This is a genomic window from Marinobacter sp. MIT932201 (assembly GCF_047123295.1).
GTDB classification, from domain to species: domain Bacteria; phylum Pseudomonadota; class Gammaproteobacteria; order Pseudomonadales; family Oleiphilaceae; genus Marinobacter; species Marinobacter salsuginis.
Genome location: NZ_CP138917.1, coordinates 3,576,064 through 3,596,806 on the forward strand (window position 1 = coordinate 3,576,064; position 20,743 = coordinate 3,596,806).

The window sequence follows — 20,743 nt, forward strand, 5'->3', positions numbered from 1 at the left end:
CGTCAATGCTGATGGCCCGAAGGCCTGTCCCGGTCGCTGTCCGGCTTGTCCGGTTTGTCCGGCGCGCCATGTCCGCCGTGCCCGCCCCCGCCGTGGCCACCATGCCCTCCGTGCCCGAACATATGCATGGCCACGAAGACGATGCCAATAAGCACCGAGAACCAGTTTTCTGCCAACCATTCCATAAAGACCTCTCCAGTCTGCTGCTGCAACAGCTGCCTTTGCCTTGCTTCAGCCCGGGCATAGCGTTTCCTGACGGAAGTAGACCACATCTGCCTGAATTCAAACTGACTTACCGGACCGAAACAGAGCACACCTTGATCTCGATCAAATTAAAAACAATGCCCTGAAATTGATGACGCCTGCACTTGCCGGTTACTGAATTTACTGGAAACATGTTTTTTAGAAGCACTCTGAGGAGAGAAAGGCATGAGCAACGAATCTTTCTCGGCAAGCATACACCTTGCCCCCCCCCAAAAAGGCAGGGAGCCCCCTTTCGACCAGACGCTCGCAAAAGCGGTGATTGGCCAACCGTGGTCCGCCAGACGGGGGCGGCTGCTAATAGAAGCGGGTGATCGCCCCTTCCACAACAATGGTATTAACCACCGAAACCGAGCTATACCACTTGTTGAATGGTATAAGCCAAAATCCCTGAGGAGGGCTTGATGAGAAAACTGGAGTCCACGATTCATTGCCCCGTATGCCATATGACCAAAATCAATCGCTCGCTGCTATTGAATTATCAGGGTGTCGACCATTATTTCTGTTCGTCTCAGTGCCTTGATCGATTCAAATCCCATCCTCACCTGTTTGTGGGCAATCCTCAACACGGATTGTCGATCAAGCAGAAAAACCAAGTGGCTTTAAAAATACGCCGCATTCGTCTCCGCGGTGCGATCAGCGATGATCTCAAGGCAGATTTGGAAACATCATTGCAGTCGCTGATGGGTATTGAGGCGCTGGACTTTACGGATCAGGAGCTGCATGTGACTTACGATCTGCTGCAGGTATCCCTGGAAGATATCGAAAAAACCATCGAACAGGCGGCAGCCCGGCTTTCAAAAGGTATGGCGGAACAGGTAAAACGCAGGCTGATTCATTACAGCGAGGAGTGTGAGCTCGACAATCTCGCACACCTGACCAAAGGCAGTGACTGTCATTGAGCAAGAAAGCACGGGGGGAGGCATTGCTGTTTAAGAGCTTCTGGGGGCATAACTGTCATCTACAGAGAACTGAGCCACGGCGAGTTCGAACGCTGCCTGAAGCAGGGTTGGTAAAAAGATCTGATGGTTGGCGAATAAACCGCCCGCGACAGCTTAAAGGAACCTTTTGAAAGCAAGAACAATTTTGTCAGCCCAAGGGTCTACATCGATCTGGCGAAAGAGCTTGCTCCCTATAACGTGGATTATAAAGGCGTCATCTCCTATGGACCTCTCGCCACGCTGATCGGCTGGGTAGCCCCGGCTGTTTTAACGTCATGCGAGTAGAGCCAAGGCGAAAGAAGGTGGCTTGAAGATCAGTGTTAACGAGCGTTCACTTATAAGTGACACCGTGTCGGTCAAATATTTCATAGACTTCTCTTGCTTCCTCCGACGGCAACATCACCCGGATCGTTTGCTCATCCTTATCAATATAGATCAGATCCTGTGGGATTTCGCTGCCAATCAGGTCGTCTCGCGTATTGCGTGCCTGATCCATGTTCTCAAACTTGCCATTAATAGCTTTACCCATCGTGTTTCTCCTCGTTGTTTAGCTTCCCCACAAAGCATAGATAACACATCATTATTTGTAAATTAACAACATCGCCACGGGCCCAGCGCATTCCTCGAAGCCATTCACGGCGGGTTAAAAGATCCGCCGGTCTCGGGTTATCGCCGCGCAATCCAACGTCATGGTGAGTAGATCAGAACTTGACCTCCCCCCACAACCAAGCCTTGTCTGTATCCACGCCGCGACCATCCTCGGCATAACTGGCGAACTTGGCGCCCAACGTGTAATGCTTGTCGATCGGGTAGACAGCCAGCAGCCCCAGCTCCGAGCCATAGCTCAGGCTATTGATGTCGCTGCTGTAGTCATGAAATATGGCCAGCAACTTGACTCCCTTAACTGCTGCACCCGCCGATACGTATAGATCCTGCAGGCCGTCGTCCGGCGTGACCAGGAACTGGTCCGCCCAACCGTTCATGGCGTGAAGCGTAGCCAGAGGAGTCTGAAATGGCCGACCGTCGTCCGACTCCAGGGTCTCCACACCCACCTTAAAGGTCAGACCGTAGGCAGCGAGGCCCGCTTCCGCCAACCAATAAGCGGCCTCAAAGCTTTGCGGATTGCCTGCATAGTCTTTCTGGATTGCGTACTCCAGGGTGTACAGGACTTTGAAGCCTTGCGTTACATCGGTACCACCAGTGAATCGCAAGCCAAGATTCTGGGTTGAGTTAGCGTCTACGGTCGTAAAGTCGAACAGATAACCATAGGCGGTCAGGGTTCCGGCGGCCAATCCCTGATACTGAACGTTAAGAATCGGCGCCTGCATGGGAAAATTGCCAATCGAGCTGGCATCCGAGAATATTCGGTTCGCATTGTAAAGATAGCCCGCTGTAATTTTTGTGTCTTTAAGCGACTCGTTGGTGCCGATAAAGGCATCGAAGGTCTGCTCATTCTGGCGCCAGCCAACCGTGCCTATAAACCGATGGTTGTCCAGAGCAAGGCGCTGACGGCCATAGGTCAGGCTGGTATCCGGGAGGCCTTTGTAACGGACGTAAATCTGGTTGACTTCGGTTTCTGTCGGATCAGCAACCACTGAATGATCGGCTTTACCGTTAACGGTGCTATTGTAGTTTTCATTTCCTACAGCGCTCACATCTTCCGCCTCGGCAAACACCTCAAATCCCCGAAAATCATCAGTCCGGTAACCCAGCCGGGTTCGAACGGTCGAAGCATGGGCTTGATCGAGTGGGTTGTCCTGATCCACAAATTCGTAACGGTAGCGCACGTCAAGCGAAACCGCTCCACCGGCCAAGGCTTCGGTAAAGGTCTGAGACAGTGCAGGCGTTGCAGAAGTAACCATGAGTGAACCAATGGCCAAGGCCAGCAAAGACTTCTGGTTTCTTTGGTCCTTCCTGGCAGAGAGTGGCGTCAGCATCATTTTCATCCTAGTGGTACCTTTTTGGCCCTATAAGGGGGTGAAAGGAGTCAATGTTTCATTGATAAGTCGATAATTCAGTGTAGGTTGGTTATGTCAGCGGCAACCTTGATATCTGTCAGATTGAAACTGACACTGAAGGGGTACCTCGAAAAGCTCACAGACAAAGCGAACAGGACAAAGGCGGCGCGCTGGCCGGCCTCAACTCTGCCTCAAGCGGTTCCACTCGGCGTCAGGCTAGAACATCGGCCCCTGGTTCAGGATGTTGACGTCATTAGCATCGGCATACTCGCAAGCTATCGGGACAGTCCTCTGGGTCGACAAAGGAAAAGCAGGTGGTAAATCCGCACTCGAAATCGCCTTGCAGCGAACTCCCGAAGTTGAAGGTTTCCGGCCTGCAGACATCTTCGAGATCCATAAAGATCAGCTATTGACTTAATAGTTACAGAGTCTTAAAGTTCCGGCTAACATGAATACAAATGATTTTTACTTTTATTTAAACCAGCAAATGATAATGGAGATTGGCCCAATGCTTAAACCTTCCCGCCTATCACTGGCCGTAGCTATCAGCCTTGCCCCGGGCGCCAGTTGGGCAGCCGGCGAAGATGAGCCCCAGATGCTTGAACCCATGGAAATCATTGGCGATGCATCCGCAGCCCAGACCTTGCCGGGATCAGGCTATGTCGTTGGTGAGCAGCAGTTGAAAACCGAGGTTGAGAGCGACATCAACCAGGTACTGAAAACCGTCCCGGGTGTCTATGTGCGGGAAGAAGAAGGTCTGGGCCTGCGTCCCAATATTGGCATCCGCGGTGCCACTGCGGAGCGCAGCAGTAATATTACCCTGATGGAAGATGGCGTTCTGATCGCACCGGCGCCCTACTCCAACCCGGCCGCCTATTATTTCCCAACGCTGAAACGCATGTCCTCGCTGGAAGTGCTCAAGGGTGCCCCGCTGCTGCGCTATGGCCCACAAACCACCGGCGGTGTCATCAACCTGATTTCAACACCCATTCCTGATAAGCGGCAGGGCTATATCGAGACAGTCACCAACGACCGCGGCTCCACCGACGTTCATGTAACCCATGGCGACACGGCCGGCGACTGGGGCTACCTGCTTGAGACCGTCCAGCGCTCCGCGAAAGGCTTCAAGGAGATTGACCGCAGTAACCGCGACACCGGCTTTGATATCGAAGACTATGTCGGCAAGCTGCGCTGGCAGGGAGAGCGCCAGAGCGTGACCGCCAAGCTGCAATATTCCGAGGAAACCTCGAACTCCAGTTACCTCGGCCTGACCGATGCGGACTTCAGCCAGGACCCGAACCGGCGCTACGGGTTGTCCAGCATCGACCAGATGAACAATACCCACTCCGGTATCAGTCTGACCCATCAGTTCGACTGGAGTAAAACCGTAAGCAGCACGGCCACCCTCTATCGCAACGACTTCAAGCGGAACTGGTTCAAGCTCAGCGGCGGCGGAAGCATCATCGACTCGGCCAACGGCGGAGACGCCAATGCCCAGGGCATTCTGGACGGCACAATTGACACCAGCGGCCTGGATTACAAAAACAACGCCAGGGACTACCTGTCCGAGGGTGTGCAGGTAAACTTTGATGTCGACATGGGCAGCCACCAGTTTGATTTCGGCGCCCGTTACCACGAAGATGAAATGGATCGCTTCCAGCCGGTCGATGTTTATGATCAGGTCAACGGTTCTCTGGTGTTCCAGAACACGGTCGCCCCCACCGGCAGCAATAATCGCTTTGAGACCGGCGAAGCCCTGAGCTTCTGGGCACTCGACACCTGGCAGGCGACGGACAAGCTCAATATCAACCTAGCTCTGCGCTACGAGGATGTGAAAACCGGTCGCACCCAATACGCGGACCCCGGTCGCACGACCGTCGACAGCACCCGCGCCAATGACAGCGCTGAACTCCTGCCTGGCGCTTCCTTTACCTATGACCTGGCCCGAAGCTGGCAGGTTCTGGGTGGCGTGCACCGGGGTTTTTCCCCTCTCGGGGGTGGCGCCAGGGCAAACGAAGAGCCGGAAACCAGCAAGAACTGGGAGGCCGGCCTCCGGTACTTTGGCAATGCGTTCTTCGCGGAAATGATCGGCTTCTACAGCGACTTCTCCAATAAGGCCGAAAACTGTTCGGTAGGCTCTCCGTGCAGCAATGGCGACACCTCGGGCAGTTTCGTCACCGGTGAGGCTGAAATTTCCGGTATTGAGTTCCAGCTCCAGACCGGTACCCGGGCAGGCGAGTTCTACCTTCCGGTCAGCATTACCTACACCTATACCCAGGCGGAAATCAGCAAGGACAATGCCGCCTCGGGTCTGAAAAAAGGCGAGCAACTCAAGGACGTACCGGAAAACCAGATGAGCTTCCGGACAGGTATGGAACACCCGAGTGGCTGGGACAACTACCTTGTGGCCACCTACGTCGATGAGATGTGTGTGAGCGCGGGGTGCAACAACACCGCCACAAAACTGGACGAAACCGAGTCCCTGTTCCTGGTCGATTTCATCAGCCGCTACGCACTGACCGCCAGTGCGGATGTCTTCCTGAAAGTGGACAATCTGTTCGATGAACAGCAAATTGTTTCACGTTTGCCCGATGGCGCCATGGCGAACCTGCCGCGCACCGCTTCACTGGGGTTAAGCGTCAACTTCTGATCAACAACTCAAAGCCAACTCGACCGGCGGGCGATTTCGCCTTTGCATTCTCTTCGAGTCATAACCCCGGTTTGCAGCCGGGGTTTCTCGCATGAGCGAGACAGGCAAAAAAAAAAGGGCGGATTAGTATCCGCCCTAAAAACCTGAGTACTTCGTTAACTCAATTGAACTGTATCAAGCCAAACTGAACTCTAGCTGAATCGTCCGAAATTTTTTTAATCACAACGATTCCCTCACCAGCGCCCTATCAAGTGGCAAGCTCAATTAAGCCCCCCCCGATTCGCTCAAAATGCATATTGCAATCTTGCACGCACTTCATCTCCACTAGCGCCATTGGCTTCTTCCCCATCCATATAACTCACGCCAAGTCGAACATTATTATTGGCATAATAGTTGACCCCCAGCGTCGTTTGCTCGCCGTCAGTTGTAGCCAGCCCCACATCGCTGTATTTTCCGTCGCCATCTTCAAAACGGGCAACAACTTCCCAGGCTCCTTTGGGCGATGATGGCTTCACTCGCTTGAACACCCCAGCTTTGTATGGACGGCTTTCGCCGGTGACAACCCAGCCCAGCTGCACATAATAACCATCAGCATTCACCTGACCTTCTTCGGAATCAAAGTATTCAGCCTGGGCATGGAATGGCCCGGAAACGCCAGCCAGCTCAAGGTTATAAGTATCAACTTCATCGTCAGTGATGTCGGCATCGCGCGTGGTGTAACCCGCACCAACATGAACAACAGCACTATTCGTTTTGATGGGGGCAAATGTGCCCCGTGCCGTTATCGCCGCGTTATTGAAATCGTCACTGCCATCACCGGCGGCTTCAAAATAGCCGATACCGTAAGTCCAATTATCGCCCTTTCCGCTGAGCTGAATGCCGCCGCTACGACCAGGAGCATAACGCTCTGTCATCGCAGAACGTTCAAGTGCTGGCATGTCTTTTGAGCTGGTTAATTCCTCCAGGCCGAACGGTTCTTTCTGTTTACCTATGGTCAGGTTTGCGGCTGAACCAAATCCCAGGTAGCGAATGTACAGATCTTCAGCGTCGCCTCCCTCAGCGCCATCACTTTCAGCGACGTTGAACTGGGTTTTGTATGCCCAATCGCCGAAGTGACCCTTGGCGTACAGTCGTGCCCGACGCACATCGAAATCGGTTTGATCCACGCCATTGTCATCGGACCGCGTGGCGTCATAATCCCACTGGATACGCCCGCCAAGCTGAAAGGACGCAGAATTGTCAGACGTTTTAACCTTGATTCCGCTATCGGTATCAATCACAAGGTCTTTGCCGCTGGACGTAACCGTTCCGGCCTGTGCGGCAGACGCTGCAGAAATCGCCAAAGCCAAGCCCAAATATTTCTTGCTCATAGTCGTTTTTTCCTTTCGATTTGCCTGTGGGTATTGAACCATCAGGAGAGAGCCTATTCGACAAAGATTACAGGTTGTTTACAAATGATCCACAGTACCTCGCTGATCCTGTTTGGTCATACATCAGATTCGGCGGACCACCTTATTGAGCCATTCGAGGCATGAACTGAAGCAAGTCTTTGCTCAAGCGATGATTGAAGGTCGACCGTCTGTTTCAGGCTTGTTTCAGTTTTGATCTGTAACGTACTGGCTGAAGATTCAAAAAGGAGAATCATCTATGGCTCATTTTCGCTCTCACGTGGGCATGTCCCGGCGTAAATTGCTTCAGGGTGTCGGCGCCATGGGACTGCTCGCAGGATTTGACAGCCTTTTACCTGCTTATGCGAGTGGCAAGCTGGATAACTCCAATGTGTTCCACACCGTGCGTGATGGCGCAGACATTTATGACCTCACCATTGCAAGAACGCCTCTCACGATTGGCTCCCAACTATCAAACCAGCCCATCACAATTAATGGCACATTGCCCGCCCCCCTGATTCGACTTAAACAGGGACGGGAAGCCGTTATGCGGGTCACCAACACCTTGCCTGAGGCAACATCCATTCACTGGCACGGCCTGATACTCCCGTACCAGATGGATGGCGTTCCGGGGGTCAGCTTTCCGGGCATCATGCCGGGCGAAACCTTCGAATACCGTTTTCCGGTCGAACAGCATGGCACCTACTGGTATCACAGCCATTCAGGTTTCCAGGAACAACTCGGTCACTATGGCCCCATTATTATCGACCCGGCCGAACCAGAGCCAGTCGACTATGACCGCGACTACGTAGTGGTCCTGTCCGATTGGACCTTTGATTCTCCGGCCAGCGTGTTCCGCAATCTGAAAGTAGCCGAAGGCTATTACAATTACAACCAGCGTACCGTGGGCGATTTTTTTCATGACGTCGAAACCATGGGCTGGGATGGTGCATGGCGCAAGGCGGGCATGTGGGGCCGTATGCGGATGAGCCCGCGGGACATACTGGATGTCACCGGCTCTGAGTACACTTATCTCTTGAACGGCTCCACATCAGCTGACAACTGGACCGGTTTGTTCCGTCCGGGCGAGAAAGTTCGTCTCCGGTTTATCAACGCGTCGGCCATGACTTTCTTCGATGTTCGAATTCCCGGCCTCCCGATGACCGTCATCTCCGCCGACGGTCAGCCCGTGCAGCCAGTCGACACTGATGAGTTCCGTATTGGTGTGGCTGAAACCTATGACGTCATTGTCGAGCCAACAGACATCGCTCACACGGTGTTTGCTCAGTCCCAGGACCGTTCCGGTTTCGTGCGCGGAACGCTGGCCAGCCGTAAGGGGTTGGAAGCTCCGGTGCCCGACATGTACCCGCGCATGGAAAGAGGCATGGCTGCCATGGGTATGGGCGGCATGGCGATGGGTAGAAATGGCGGCTCGGCCATGAACGGCGACATGCCGATGAACCATGGCGAAATGCCAAAGGGAGCAGGCGGCATGGCAATGAAGCATGGTCAGCACGGCATGGGTGAATCAATGGACGATGGTGCCCTGGCGCCAGTTCCAACGGCCGGAAGACCGGTCTCTCATGGGCCGGAGAATCACGGTCCCGGAGCGGCCATGGTTGCCTCTAACCCACAATCACGCTTGGATGACCCAGGCCCCGGTTTCGAAACGGCAGATCACAGGGTGCTGACGTACTCTCAGCTAAAAAGCGTCGACGGCTGGCCTGACAAGCGCAATGCGGAGCGGGAAATTGAGCTTCATCTCACGGGCAACATGGAACGCTATATGTGGTCGTTCGATGGCAAGAAGTTCTCCGAGGTGGATGGTCCTGTCAGGTTTTACCATGGCGAGCGGCTCCGTTTGATTCTTGTCAACGATTCCATGATGGATCACCCAATCCACCTCCATGGCATGTGGATGGAGCTGGAAACCGGAGCGGGTGAGTATCGCCCGCGCAAACATACTATTTCTGTGAAACCAGGCGAACGAGTGTCCGCATTGATTACAGCGGATGCGCCGGGAGACTGGGCATTTCATTGCCACCTGCTCTACCACATGGATGCAGGCATGTTTCGTGTGGTTTCGGTCGTTTGAGGGCTAAATAGGGGTGGTTACTATGATGAAGCGAATGAAACCGGTTATTGGCCTTTGCGCCTTCACTGTTGCCTCGGGCGCCTTTGCCGCTGGCACTGGAATACAGGCTGAGCAAGATTGGCCTCTACCTGTCCATGATAGCGAGGTATTCGGTCAGATACTGTTCGATCGAATGGAATACCAGCGGGATGGCAGTGATGAAATCGCTCTATGGGATGCTCAAGCCTGGGCCGGTAAGGATCGTAAGCGACTCTGGATCGAGACTGAGGGAGAAACCGATCTCTCCAGTGAAGGTGGCGACATCGAAAATTTCGATGTTCAGTACAGTTATCGTCTTGCCCCCTTCTGGGATCTGCAAGCCGGGTTGGGCGCCCAGGCAACCTTTGGTCCCGGCCCTAATAAGGAGCGTTATTCGGCCATCGTTGGCTTCCAGGGGCTGGCGCCCTATTGGTTCGAGGTAGATACAAATCTCAGAGTGACCGAGGACGGTGACGTGTCCTACGATCTCGAAGCTGAATACGATTGGATGCTTACCCAAAGGCTGATCCTTCAGGGCCGGGGTGAAACAATGGTTGCGTTCAGTGAAGTCGAGGAATGGGGAGTAGGCTCCGGAGTCAATAACGTGGGTCTTGGACTTCGGTTGAGGTATCACTTCGCCAGAGAAATCGCACCTTATATCGGGGTTGCTTACACGCGCTTTTTGGGCGACACCAAAGATCTTCGGGAAGGGGAGGGAGAGGACTCTGAGTCCTCAAGTTTCGTTGCTGGTGTCAGGTGGTGGTTTTGAGCCATCTCAGCCCAGGCTTTGAATTGAGTACGAATCCTGTCGACTTTGTACTTCGCTAAATGAATCGACCCCAGCCCGAGGCTGGGGTCGTTTGGGTCATTCACCTGCGAAGGCTTTTGACTAGCGGACTTAGAAGCTCTTGCTCCAACCGAGCCAAAATCTGGGGTCGTCCGAATTGATGGAGCCGAGTGCATCGCTTTGGTCGATATCCGCATATTCAAGATTGACGCCGAACGATCCGAAATCCCCGGCGTCCTTGGTAACGTTGACCGCAGCGTGACTGTAGTTGGCTTCACCCACAGAGACTTTGCCGTCATCGGTGAAGTCGTAGTAGCCAACAGTAACGCCTGCACTGTAGTCGTTCTGCAGCGGTACACTAGCCGACAGGTAGTAGTAAATGTCGCCTTCCACAAACAGGCCTTCCCCGCTTGCGTCACTGTTGGCAGTGTATGCAAAACCCAGAGCGGCGATGCCATAGCTGAGTTCCCCGTAGATCTCTCCAAAGTCGATCGAATCAGGCGCGTCCGGATACGCATAGTAGACATATCCGACATCATACCCGATGTCGTCAACGGCGCCGGAATACCCTGCGTACAGATCGAGCTCATAGCTCGTCCCATCGCCGAAATCCACATTTGAGCCCCAGCCGCCGGCATAAAATCCTGACGCATGCTCGTAGTCCAGTCCGCCTTGAATCGCGGTGGCTCCGTCGGTTTGGGTCACGCCGCGGAACAGGTAGTTGCTGGCTGCACTCACATTGGCGCTCACCTCTGCGCTGACCATCGAAGGGGTCGCCTGCAAGGCAGCAAGCAGGCCAATGCCGAGGAGTCCGCGTTTTTTCAAGTTATGCTTCTTCATAGTACACCCTGTATTGAATTGATGGCACTGAACGATATGCACTTATGCTGCCATAATTCATAAAAACATTTTAATACATATAGTTATAGAAACATTCGGGTGCGTGAGAGAACAAGGGGTGGCAAGTAGGCCCGAATTTGAGGCAATCATGGAGTGGCACCCTCAAGGGCGCCCATTTTTAGTGCGCTCCGGGGCCTGGAAACTGAACGGGTACGAGCGTTGGAAGATTGGAATCTTCCTGAGGTTAAATGTTTGGCACAAAGAAGAACGGCCGGACAAAAGTCCGGCCGCTCAAGCGGATTATGAAATAGCGCGCTGATCAGTAGCTGATGTTGACCATAGCGACAACCTTATAGGTATCCTCCGGGTCATCTCCGTAGAAGTCTCCCATGAAACCGTAAGAACCGCGGAGGCTGATGTCATACACGCCGGCAAACTTTTTACCAAGCTGAGCAGCGACTTCAGTACCAAGGGTTGAGCCGTTGGCCTGAGCAGCGCTGTCGGGCGCGTCGTCGGCAGCGCGGAAGTAACCGGTGCCGTACTTCAGGTAGTAGTCATTGGCAAGTTCCTGATCACCTGAGACCATCAACCCCATCAGACCATACCCTTGGTAAGCCGCATCCTTAACTGACCTAGCACCCTGGGCACCATTGTTGTAGTAGACGTCTGTTCCGAAGATTTGCAGATTGCTGCTATTCAGCTCCCAGCCCGACTGGTTTGCCGCAAAGCGGTCGGCACCGTTGCTGCTGTCGTCAGCCGGAATATAGATGCCGTGAACCTTGAGATTACCGCCGTCCCAGTGCTTTTTGGCATAAAGGTTCAGCATGTATGTGTCACCATCGGTCGCACTCGAGTCGACTCCAGACGACTTTTTGTACAGTACCGAGCCGCTATAAGCCAAACTATGCGCGGTAAAGTCGGCATAGACGCCAACATAATTATCATCGGTTCGAGCCGCCGTCCCATTCAGGGCAACTTGGCTCTTATTGCTGATCTGGGCCCCGGTCAGACCATAGTGGAACACTTCGCTGGGATGAAGTTCGGCGTTCAACATGTAGAAGTCTACGTCGTCCGCGGAATCTCTATCGTTTTCTTCCCACTTGAACCAGCCGCCTGAGAGTGTGGCCATACCAACATTACCGGCGAAGGAGATGCCGTTCATGTCGTCATTGGTGACAAAACTCTCGTACTTGCCGAAGCCATACCCCTGGATACCCGCTCGCACCTTCCAGTCGCTGTTCGGCACTTTCAGTTCAGCGTAAGCATTCTTGGTCTCGACGCCAACGCCGTCGGCGCTGAGTTTGCCACAGTTGTCACCCTGGCAGCTTCCCGTCTCACCCCAGGGAGAATCGAACTCACCGAACCAGACCAGGCTCACGTTATCATTGAGATCGCCGGTGATCTTTGCCCGCAAGCGCTGATCAACGAAAGAACTACTGTTATCGTTGGTTTCATCAAGGCTTTGTGACGTAGCCTGAAGACGGTAATAACCGCCCACACTAAAGGGCGAATCGCTTTGCTTGAGTTTCTCAACTTCTGCCGTCAGTTGATTGATTTCGGTCTTCAAGTCGTCCACAGAGGGTGATGCACTGCCGACCGGCTCTGCAGCCCATGCCGGTGTTGTTGCAACTGCTATCGCAAGCGGAGCGCCGATTGATTTGAGTAGTCTGCTCACTTGAAACTCCCTATTTTTTGATTTTCGTATAGACCACGATTGTTGTATTTCTTGCTTTTTTAGAAGTTCGCCTGTTTAGCGGCAGTTCATCATGCCCGAGAAACCTGAAACGAACCTGAATTTTCAGCTTCATTTCATTTTCCTACGACTTTTGTATAAGAATAAAGTGCTTCCCGCACTGTGGACCAGTCACCTTTAGAGATGGGCACGCCCTCAAACAGCCATCGGCGACTGACTACTTGAAGGCTTTCGGGGAGGATTCTGATAGCCAAGATATCGATGGCTTTGCCCGACCTTGCTTTCTGGATACTAGCCGTATTTCCAGTACTCGGAGGGCTTGGCTAATATCTGATGTGGAAATGTCGATCTCGAGTTCGACAGCCTGAAATCGTGAGACTAGTTGGGTAGGTTATGATTTGTGCAAGTCGACCATCGTACAGAGCCTGGTTCCTGTTTGTTTTAATCTGGTCTGTCAGTTTTTTGCTGCATTTTTTCTGGGAAATGGCCCAGGTGCCTTTTTTTACGGGGATGATGGATGCGCCCCATGGTGCGGTCGTCTGGCTGTGCACTCGGGCGGCAATCGGTGATGCCAATATTGCACTATTTGCCTATGGCATCGCCGCAGTGGTAACCAGAGACGGCTTCTGGATACAGGGATGGTGGCGCCGCCATACGTTAGGAGCGTATTTTGCCTCTGGCTTATTTATCACAATAGTTTTTGAAGCATGGGCCACGGGCGTAGGCCAGCGCTGGAGCTACAATGATGCGATGCCGCTGCTCCCCTTTCTAGGCACAGGTATCGCCCCCTTAGTACAGTGGGTTATCGTTCCAATAATATCACTCTACAGTCTGCGTTGGCTCTACAGAGGCTGGCTTGATCTCAGACGTCAGGACCATGATCACACCCGGTAATGCAAACCGAAGGCCCAGGGCATCATGTGAGCGGATCTACAAACAACTGCGCGACCACACCAATCGCGTTCGGCGCCAGACAGACTATTCTTCGCTGAACCATCGGGCCTATTGGTGATCTTTCTCGTAACGCCGCCGCAGCAACATTGAATTACCAATGACTGAGAGCGAGCTGACCGTCATGGCCACCACACCAATCATAGGATGCAACAATCCGGCAGCCGCAATTGGAATGGCGGCTGCATTGTACCCACTGGCCCACAACAGATTTTGAACGATCTTTTTGAAGGTGGCACGGGACAAGATCATAGCGTCAACAACCCCGGACAATTCCCCACGGACGAGGGTGACGTCCGCAGCCTCTATGGCCACATCCGCGCCAGCGCCTATGGCAATTCCTACGTTCGCCTGTTTCAGAGCCGGGGCGTCGTTGATCCCGTCACCCACCATTGCAACATGATTACCGTACTTTTCCTGCAGTTCCCGAATGGCGTCCACCTTGCCCTCCGGCAGCACCCCGGCGCGCACCTCGTCAATGCCCACTTCACGGGCAACGGCGTTAGCTGCACGTTCGTTGTCACCAGTAATCATCACCACGTAGAGCCCCTGCTCGTGCATGGCCCGAATGGCTGCCACCGATTCGTCCTTGAGCGTGTCGGCAACCGCAACAATACCGCAGGCGTCACCATCACGGGCGATGATTACGGCGGTTCTACCCTGGCTCTCAAGGTCGAAAAGGCTCTTATCCAGAGCTTCCAGCCCTTTAACGCCTTGTTCTTCCAGCAGGAGACGGTTGCCAATCAACACAGTTTTGTCACCGACCGTGCCCGATACGCCGCGAGCGCCAGTGGAGCGAAAATCCGCAACGCTTCCGGGCTTGACCCCCCGCTCCCTGGCACCGTCCACGATGGCACGGGCGATGGGGTGCTCGGAGGCATTTTCCACGGCGGTGGCAAGCTCCAACAGTTCGGTCTCTGAAACCCCTCCGGCGGTTACTACGTCCGTAAGCTTTGGCTCGCCCCGGGTGATAGTGCCGGTTTTATCCAGCACCATCACCTTGACGTCCTTGAAGGTCTGGATGGCTTCGCCTGAGCGAATCAGGATACCCCGCTCGGCGCCGACGCCTGACCCCACCATCAACGCTGTCGGCGTCGCCAACCCCAATGCGCAGGGGCAGGCAATCACCAACACCGCGATAGCCGCCAGAATGGCCAACACCGGTGTCGCGGCCGTTGGATCTACCCAGGGTAAAAAAACCGAGCCCCATTCAAGAATCGGCCGGAGCGTATCCGCTGCCAATAGCCAGATCGCAAAACTGCCCAGCGCGATAACAATGACCAGCGGCACGAAGCGACCGGTCATGCGGTCTGCAAATTCCTGGATCGGTACCCTGGACCCCTGGGCCTCGTCAATCAGCTTCACCACCTGGGCCAGGAAGGTATCGCCGCCAACCCGGGTGGCTTTGACCCTCAGGCGACCTTCCTTGTTGATGGTGGCACCGATGACGGTGTCTCCTGAGCTTTTATAGACAGGGACCGATTCGCCAGTGGCGATGGATTCATCCAGATGGCTCTCACCGTCCACCACTTCCCCATCGGTGGGCACTTTGTCACCGGGCCTGACAATCATGATGTCGCCTGGTGCCAATTCCTTCACGGGAATTTCAACTTCTTCGCCATCCCGCTCCACACGGGCCGTCTTGGCACCCAGCGTGAGCAACTTGCGGATGGCTTCCGAGGCCTTGCCTTTGGCCTTTGCCTCCAGGTACCGACCAAGCATATGAAAGGTCATGATGGTAACGGCCATTTCGATGAAAGAAGTCATCGGATAGACAAAACCCACCAGACCGATCAGGTAGGGGGGCAGGCTGCCCATGGAAATCAGCACATCCATGTTGAAGGTGCCGTTTTTGAGCGACCGCCAGGACGCCTTGTGGGTAGCGGCACCGCCATAAAGAAACACCACCGGAAAGCCAAGCACGGCTATGATCGCCAGATACCCCGGAATGGGCTGCCAGAACATATGAAACATCATCAACACCATGATCAGTGTTGTCGGTACCGCAGCGATCGAGAACCTGCGCAATGCAAGCTTCAGATAGGCCTCCTCAGCGGCCGAGTCGTCTTCCTGATTGGCATCCTCCTCCTGCGCGATGGTGGCCACATCATAGCCGGCACCCTCGATCAGTTTTTTCAACTCACGCTCTGACGGCCCTTCGGGGCCGACCACCACGCTTACGGTGTGGTTCGCAATATTGGTTGACGTTGTCTGAACGCCGTCGTGCCGGGCCAGCGTGCTTTTAATAATGCCGGCACAATGGTCGGACCCCATTCCGGGCACCGTCACCTTGAAAGTGGTCGCACCAACTTCTCTGACAGACGCCACGTCGTAGCCAGCCCCTTCCACAGCGCGTTTGACGGCATCACTATCAGGCTTGGATGCCGAAGCGCGGACACTCACTCTATGTTTGGCGATGTTAGTCTGTACCCCGTCAATACCTTCCAAACGACCAATCGTCTTGCTGATGATGCCCGCGCAATGGTCTGACCCCATTCCGGGCACAATTAGCTCAAGCTTTCTTTGCCCCTGGGCTGTCTGTTTTATTTCACTGTCCATCAGTAGCTCTCCTCCCAGTGTCGAATTCCACTTACTTGTGATGGTGAGTATGAGATTCCTCATGCCCGGATTCTTCGGCTTTTGCGGTCCTTTGCAGGAATACCCGCTCGGCCACCGCGATAACGATCATGGTGACAAACGCCACGCCAATGACAAACGGGTCGGTACTGAGCTTGACCCAGACAAAGCCACCAAGTAAAAGCAGGTCTAGTAGAATAGCGGTTGCCGGCACCCAGGCGTTGGCCTTTATGTCCTGGCGCAGACAGGGCATTACGCCTCAGTGAATGGCAATACCCATCACCAGGTAGAAAACGATACCCAGTGCGGTAATCCTGGACAGATCAAAGAAGGCCGCCTGCTGGTGCCATCCTGGCAATCGCAACGGTGAACCAGACGGCGTATTCCCCAGGGCCGGGCGTGTAGCGGCGGCATGGGCGTCGTCCTACTTCTTTATAATCTCAGGCGGCGATGGAAATAACAATGGCGCGCCCCAAATTCCGCTTGGGGTCTATTACCTCAGAGCCACTGTTGGTTATCGTGGTGAAGCCATTGAAGGCCAGAATCCCGAGCGCAGTTGCACCCGGTAAGTTGCAAACCGTTCCGGCCTCCCCGGGGTTTGAAAAGTCAACTGATATGGAGTCGGCCAACAGGAATTGCGCCTGAATATATGGCGCATGCATCACCTCCTTTTTGGATGGTCGCGTCCGCCTGCTGGATGTGAAACTGGCAGGTGAAGGGTTCTTCCGGCTTGATGCCCGGAAAACTGACACCTGGCACGCCAGAAGGGTTATCTTCATAGTCGACTACTCCCCACTATTTAACTGTTTCGATTAGTTGCCCGCTACGCCGGCCATGACAGCCGGCGTAACGAACAGGAAACTGACGCGAAACAATCAGTTGAAATTAACGTCACCATACATACCGGCCTGGTAGTGCCCGGGCACGTTGCAGGCAAACTCGATATTGCCTTTATCGGAGAATTTCCAGACAACTTCCTTGCTTTGGCCAGGCTCCAGCAGAACGCTGTTGGGGTCGTCATGCTTCATGGAATGGCCATTGCCCATATCCATGTCCATCATGTGGTGGTTGAGCTTGCCTCCCTGAATAACGCCATGCTCGACCATCATCATCATTTCCTTCTGATGGGTTTCGTGCATTTCCGGGGTCCCGATGTTGAATTCGTGCACCAGGTTACCTTTGTTCTCGACCACAAAGCGCACCGTTTCGCCGGGCTTCACTTCGATCGCTTCCGGCTCGTAGTAGTTGTCGTACATTTCCACCGTGATTGTTCGACCGGCTTCTGACGCCTTACCTGGTTCGCCGCTGCTGGCACCATGCCCACCACCGTGAGCGCCTGCTGCAAGTGCGTTCGCTGACATTGAAAGGGCCACGCCCGCAACCAAAAACTTTGATGTATGCATCCGATCTACTCCTGTCGTGATTTACATTTAAAGCCTGTGGCGCTTGCTCAGAAAATTGAGCAATGCCCAGAATCGTTTGCTAGCATCGCTCACTAACCTGAATTCCTTCTGAAAATGGCAAACTATTTGTTGTTCAGCCTGGATTCAAGTTGGTCAGCGCGGCCTGAAGGCCGGTCGGTGTGAGCTTGATGAGAGTCGCCAGAGCCTGAGACTTTCCGATGGCACCGAACACGGCCTGACCGGCACGGAGTTCCGCCGGCTCCGCTGTTTGAAGAGCCATCCCGGCCATGGCCTCGGCCTGGCCATCGCCCGGGAGATCACCGAACGCTATGGTGGTAGCCTGACGTTCAGTACTGGTTCGCACGGGGAGCTCAAAGCAGTGGCTTGCTTTCCCGACGTCGAAAGAGAGAGGAAACCGTGAAGATTGGTGAACTCGCGAAACGGACGGCAGTTCAAATCGAAACCATCCGTTACTATGAAAAAATCGCTTTGTTGCCCGAACCCGACCGGGACAGCAGTGGCTACCGCTCCTACCGCAATGCCCACCTGGACCGTCTGTTGTTTATCAAACGCTGCCGCAATCTGGACATGGCCCAGGAGGAGATCCGTGAGCTGATCCGGCTGGCTGAGCAACCGGAGGCCGATTGCAGTGAAGTGGACGCCCTGCTGGCGCGCCACCTGAACCACGTTCGGGAACGGTTGAAGGAACTGGCGAGTCTGGAGGAAACCCTGGTTCAGCTTCAGGAAGCCTGCTCGCATGGCCGCACGGTAAGGGAATGCGGCATTCTGGGTGGCCTGAGTTCGGAGCTTGAAACACCGGAACCGGAGGACCGCCACAACCACGTTCCCGGCACCCATGGCCCGGGCCAGAATTGACCACGCAAGAAAACCCGGACGCAACTGTTGACCCTGTAGCTACTAAAGGGTTTTCAATAAGACCATCTGAACACAGGAGGTCTTTATGGCGTGCAGTTGCTCTGCCCCCGAACCCAAATCCCCTGCGCCGGGCTTTCGCCGCGCCTTGTGGATTGCCTTGTGGGTCAACCTGGCCATGTTCTTTGTAGAAGGGCTGGCCAGTCTTTCGTCTGGCTCTGTTTCGCTGATGGCGGATGCCATCGATTTCTTCGGCGACAGCGCCAACTACATTCTCTCTCTCACGGTCCTCTCCATGGGCATGCTCTGGCGCGGGCGCGCGGCCATGGTTAAAGGTATCACCATGACCGTGTTCGGCCTGGTGATCTGGGCCCGGGCGGTCTGGGTGGTTCAGGCAGGTATTACACCGGAGCCGCTGACCATGGGGGCAGTGGGTCTGCTGGCCCTTGCCGCCAACGTGAGCGTGGCCGCCCTGCTGTTCAGATTCCGTGAAGGGGATTCCGACATGCGCTCGGTATGGCTGTGCAGCCGGAACGATGCCGTCAGCAACATCGCCGTTATGGTGGCCGCTCTCGGTGTATTTGGCACCGGATCAGCCTGGCCGGACCTGATTGTTGCCGCAATCATGGGCACGCTGGCCATCACCGCCGGCATCAGCGTGGTGCGCCACGCCCGCAGCGACATCGCGGAAGCCAAAGCCAGCAAAGCGCAACCGGGAGCTGCATCATCAAGCAGCCGCTAAAATGCCAGCGAAATCATCACCGGGATAAACGCCAGGGCAAACAAGGTGGTGAGCAGCACCGTACCCGCCGCCTGCCTTGGCGAGGTATCCAGCAAGGTGGCGATGACCACGGTGTTGGCTGCAATCGGCGTGATTGAAATCAGGAACATGGCTCTGTGCACTGCCGGCTCATAAATACCGAGAAGCGTTGAATCGACCCACCAGAACACAATAGCCACCAGGGGCCAGATAACGAACTTCCCGAAAAACGCCAACGCCGTGAAACGAACGTTGCCTGCCAGCCCGCGAAAACTTGTGATGCTCATACCGATAATCATCATGCCCAGAATGCTGTAAGCCCCCCGCAGGTTATCAAACAGCGGCACGAAAATATCCGGAATTCCGACCCCAGCCAGATTCAGGCCGACTGCCGCCAGAAAGGCGTACACGGAGGGAAGCTTAAGTACCCGCCAGAGCGCATCTCTGATGCTGTAACGTCCCCTCGCGGCAAGATAAAAACCCACGGAATTTTCAAACAGCGTGGTGCCCAGCATGCAGACGATGTAAAGGCCCAGCCCCTCTTCCCCGAACAGCAAAAGGGCCACTGGAACGCCGAAGTAACCAGTATTCCCGGAGCCGACACACAGGGGAATGATGTTGGCACTACCATCGGTGAGAATAGTCTTTGCCAGTTTTAGCTGCACGATCCCCAGAACAGATGAGATTCCAAAAACAATAAACGGCAACAGGATGACTTCCGGCGACAATGGCGCTGCCATTACCCCCGAAAACACCACCGACGGCGTCACGATGTACAGCATGATGCCGGCAATGTGGCGGCCGCTGGCCTCAAGATAGCGACCGGCAATCCAGCCCAATGCAACCGTTACATAGAGCGGGATAAGCTTAAAGAAAAGGGCAAACGCGGCGGCCATCGGCGCTCCGTAACCAAGGAAACATGTCCGGACAAACTGGCTGCGCAGTCTATCACCTACCCCTCCAGAGGTAACTCCCCGGCGCAACGGTGAAATATCCGGGCATGCTTGATAATCATCAACAGCATTTAGCATGCATCTTTATATCCTAGTACGGCAGTCAGGTATTCCACAAAGACTAAGGAGAGAGACCCATGGCCGAGCGCTTTACCAAAAGCATGGCCAGGAACATATACCTGGGAGGAAGTGCATTCTTCGTCCTGCTGTTTCTGGCTTTGACTTTTGATACCCAGGTGCGGGCAATGCCCGAGCGGGATAACCGCGACCAACTCACCGACCAGGTGGTTCGAGGCAAACATGTCTGGGAAAACAACAACTGTGTTGGTTGCCACTCCCTGATGGGTGAAGGTGCGTACTTCGCGCCGGAACTCGCCAACGTATTCGATCGCCGCGGCGGTGGTGACAGCGACGTTTTCAAGGCCTACATGAACGCCTGGATGAACGCCATGCCCACTAATGTGCCCGGCCGCCGCCAGATGCCCCAGTTCAATCTGACCGATCAGGAAATCGAGGATCTCGCCGCCTTCCTGGAGTGGACTTCAAAGATTGACGATAACGATTGGCCACCCAACATCGAAGGCTGAGGGAACCG

17 protein-coding genes and 2 pseudogenes are annotated in these 20,743 nt (G+C 54.5%); 9 read left to right on the plus strand and 10 right to left on the minus strand.

The genetic code is table 11. The features are described 5' to 3' along the window. Positions 1-2 precede the first annotated feature (2 nt). Positions 3-185: a DUF2933 domain-containing protein gene (locus tag SIC15_RS16455; protein WP_136631468.1), complete on the minus strand. Its 183-nt coding sequence runs from the start codon at positions 183-185 to the stop codon at positions 3-5. 480 nt (positions 186-665) lie between these two features. On the opposite strand from SIC15_RS16455, the gene SIC15_RS16460 reads away from it, so the two are divergent. Beyond that, complete coding sequence (locus SIC15_RS16460; RefSeq protein WP_136631467.1) at positions 666-1,163, plus strand: YHS domain-containing protein; 498 nt, start codon at positions 666-668, stop codon at positions 1,161-1,163. A 370-nt stretch (positions 1,164-1,533) separates the two neighbouring features. Here the strand turns inward: SIC15_RS16460 and SIC15_RS16465 are convergent, their stop codons facing one another. Both SIC15_RS16465 and SIC15_RS16470 read right to left on the minus strand, forming a co-directional pair. Further along, positions 1,534-1,731: a hypothetical protein gene (locus SIC15_RS16465; protein ID WP_136631466.1), complete on the minus strand. Its 198-nt coding sequence runs from the start codon at positions 1,729-1,731 to the stop codon at positions 1,534-1,536. Positions 1,732-1,903: 172 nt separating this feature from the next. Next, on the minus strand, positions 1,904-3,148 hold the full coding sequence (locus tag SIC15_RS16470) for an alginate export family protein (protein WP_227549450.1): 1,245 nt from the start codon (positions 3,146-3,148) through the stop codon (positions 1,904-1,906). 520 nt (positions 3,149-3,668) lie between these two features. Here SIC15_RS16470 and SIC15_RS16475 point away from each other — a divergent pair. Then, complete coding sequence (locus SIC15_RS16475; protein ID WP_136631465.1) at positions 3,669-5,810, plus strand: TonB-dependent receptor family protein; 2,142 nt, start codon at positions 3,669-3,671, stop codon at positions 5,808-5,810. Between the two features lie 284 nt (positions 5,811-6,094). Here SIC15_RS16475 and SIC15_RS16480 read toward each other — a convergent pair whose 3' ends face one another. Continuing rightward, positions 6,095-7,180, minus strand: coding sequence for an OprO/OprP family phosphate-selective porin (locus SIC15_RS16480; protein ID WP_136631464.1), 1,086 nt, complete (start codon positions 7,178-7,180; stop codon positions 6,095-6,097). A 277-nt stretch (positions 7,181-7,457) separates the two neighbouring features. On the opposite strand from SIC15_RS16480, the gene SIC15_RS16485 reads away from it, so the two are divergent. Both SIC15_RS16485 and SIC15_RS16490 read left to right on the plus strand, forming a co-directional pair. Then, positions 7,458-9,293 carry a copper resistance system multicopper oxidase gene (locus SIC15_RS16485; RefSeq protein ID WP_412536481.1) on the plus strand — a complete coding sequence of 612 codons (1,836 nt, stop codon included), beginning with the start codon at positions 7,458-7,460 and terminating at the stop codon, positions 9,291-9,293. Between the two features lie 22 nt (positions 9,294-9,315). After that, a complete protein-coding gene (locus SIC15_RS16490; RefSeq protein WP_136631463.1) occupies positions 9,316-10,080 on the plus strand; it encodes a copper resistance protein B in 765 nt (254 codons plus the stop codon). A gap of 129 nt (positions 10,081-10,209) precedes the next feature. Here the strand turns inward: SIC15_RS16490 and SIC15_RS16495 are convergent, their stop codons facing one another. Together SIC15_RS16495 and SIC15_RS16500 are read right to left on the minus strand one after the other, a co-directional pair. Further along, positions 10,210-10,938: a TorF family putative porin gene (locus SIC15_RS16495; protein ID WP_136631462.1), complete on the minus strand. Its 729-nt coding sequence runs from the start codon at positions 10,936-10,938 to the stop codon at positions 10,210-10,212. 319 nt (positions 10,939-11,257) lie between these two features. Continuing rightward, positions 11,258-12,613 carry a hypothetical protein gene (locus SIC15_RS16500; protein ID WP_412536482.1) on the minus strand — a complete coding sequence of 452 codons (1,356 nt, stop codon included), beginning with the start codon at positions 12,611-12,613 and terminating at the stop codon, positions 11,258-11,260. A gap of 411 nt (positions 12,614-13,024) precedes the next feature. On the opposite strand from SIC15_RS16500, the gene SIC15_RS16505 reads away from it, so the two are divergent. Continuing rightward, complete coding sequence (locus tag SIC15_RS16505; protein ID WP_227549451.1) at positions 13,025-13,525, plus strand: hypothetical protein; 501 nt, start codon at positions 13,025-13,027, stop codon at positions 13,523-13,525. Between the two features lie 108 nt (positions 13,526-13,633). Here SIC15_RS16505 and SIC15_RS16510 read toward each other — a convergent pair whose 3' ends face one another. From SIC15_RS16510 to SIC15_RS16520, 3 genes and pseudogenes are all read right to left on the minus strand, one after another. Beyond that, positions 13,634-16,141 carry a heavy metal translocating P-type ATPase gene (locus tag SIC15_RS16510; protein ID WP_412536483.1) on the minus strand — a complete coding sequence of 836 codons (2,508 nt, stop codon included), beginning with the start codon at positions 16,139-16,141 and terminating at the stop codon, positions 13,634-13,636. A 31-nt stretch (positions 16,142-16,172) separates the two neighbouring features. Continuing rightward, a pseudogene (locus SIC15_RS16515) lies at positions 16,173-16,788 on the minus strand (amino acid permease); the annotation flags it as partial. 246 nt (positions 16,789-17,034) lie between these two features. Then, positions 17,035-17,562 (minus strand): cupredoxin domain-containing protein, encoded by a 528-nt coding sequence (locus tag SIC15_RS16520; protein ID WP_153637250.1) that lies wholly within the window; start codon positions 17,560-17,562, stop codon positions 17,035-17,037. A gap of 163 nt (positions 17,563-17,725) precedes the next feature. Here SIC15_RS16520 and SIC15_RS16525 point away from each other — a divergent pair. From SIC15_RS16525 to SIC15_RS16535, 3 genes and pseudogenes are all read left to right on the plus strand, one after another. Continuing rightward, a pseudogene (locus SIC15_RS16525) lies at positions 17,726-17,851 on the plus strand (DNA-binding response regulator); the annotation flags it as partial. Positions 17,852-17,979: 128 nt separating this feature from the next. Then, positions 17,980-18,438, plus strand: a complete 459-nt coding sequence (gene cadR / locus SIC15_RS16530; protein WP_136629510.1) for a Cd(II)/Pb(II)-responsive transcriptional regulator — start codon at positions 17,980-17,982, stop codon at positions 18,436-18,438. A gap of 85 nt (positions 18,439-18,523) precedes the next feature. After that, the gene (locus SIC15_RS16535) at positions 18,524-19,177 is read left to right on the plus strand and encodes a cation transporter (protein WP_412536484.1); all 654 of its coding nucleotides are present in this window, start codon (positions 18,524-18,526) and stop codon (positions 19,175-19,177) included. On the opposite strand, the gene SIC15_RS16540 is transcribed toward SIC15_RS16535, so the two are convergent. Further along, positions 19,174-20,091, minus strand: coding sequence for an AEC family transporter (locus SIC15_RS16540; protein ID WP_136629508.1), 918 nt, complete (start codon positions 20,089-20,091; stop codon positions 19,174-19,176). The genes SIC15_RS16535 and SIC15_RS16540 overlap by 4 nt on opposite strands. Positions 20,092-20,285: 194 nt before the next feature. Here SIC15_RS16540 and SIC15_RS16545 point away from each other — a divergent pair, with 194 nt between their 5' ends. Further along, entirely contained in the window at positions 20,286-20,735 is a 450-nt protein-coding gene (locus tag SIC15_RS16545) for a c-type cytochrome (RefSeq protein ID WP_136629507.1), read from the plus strand. Positions 20,736-20,743: the final 8 nt, after the last annotated feature.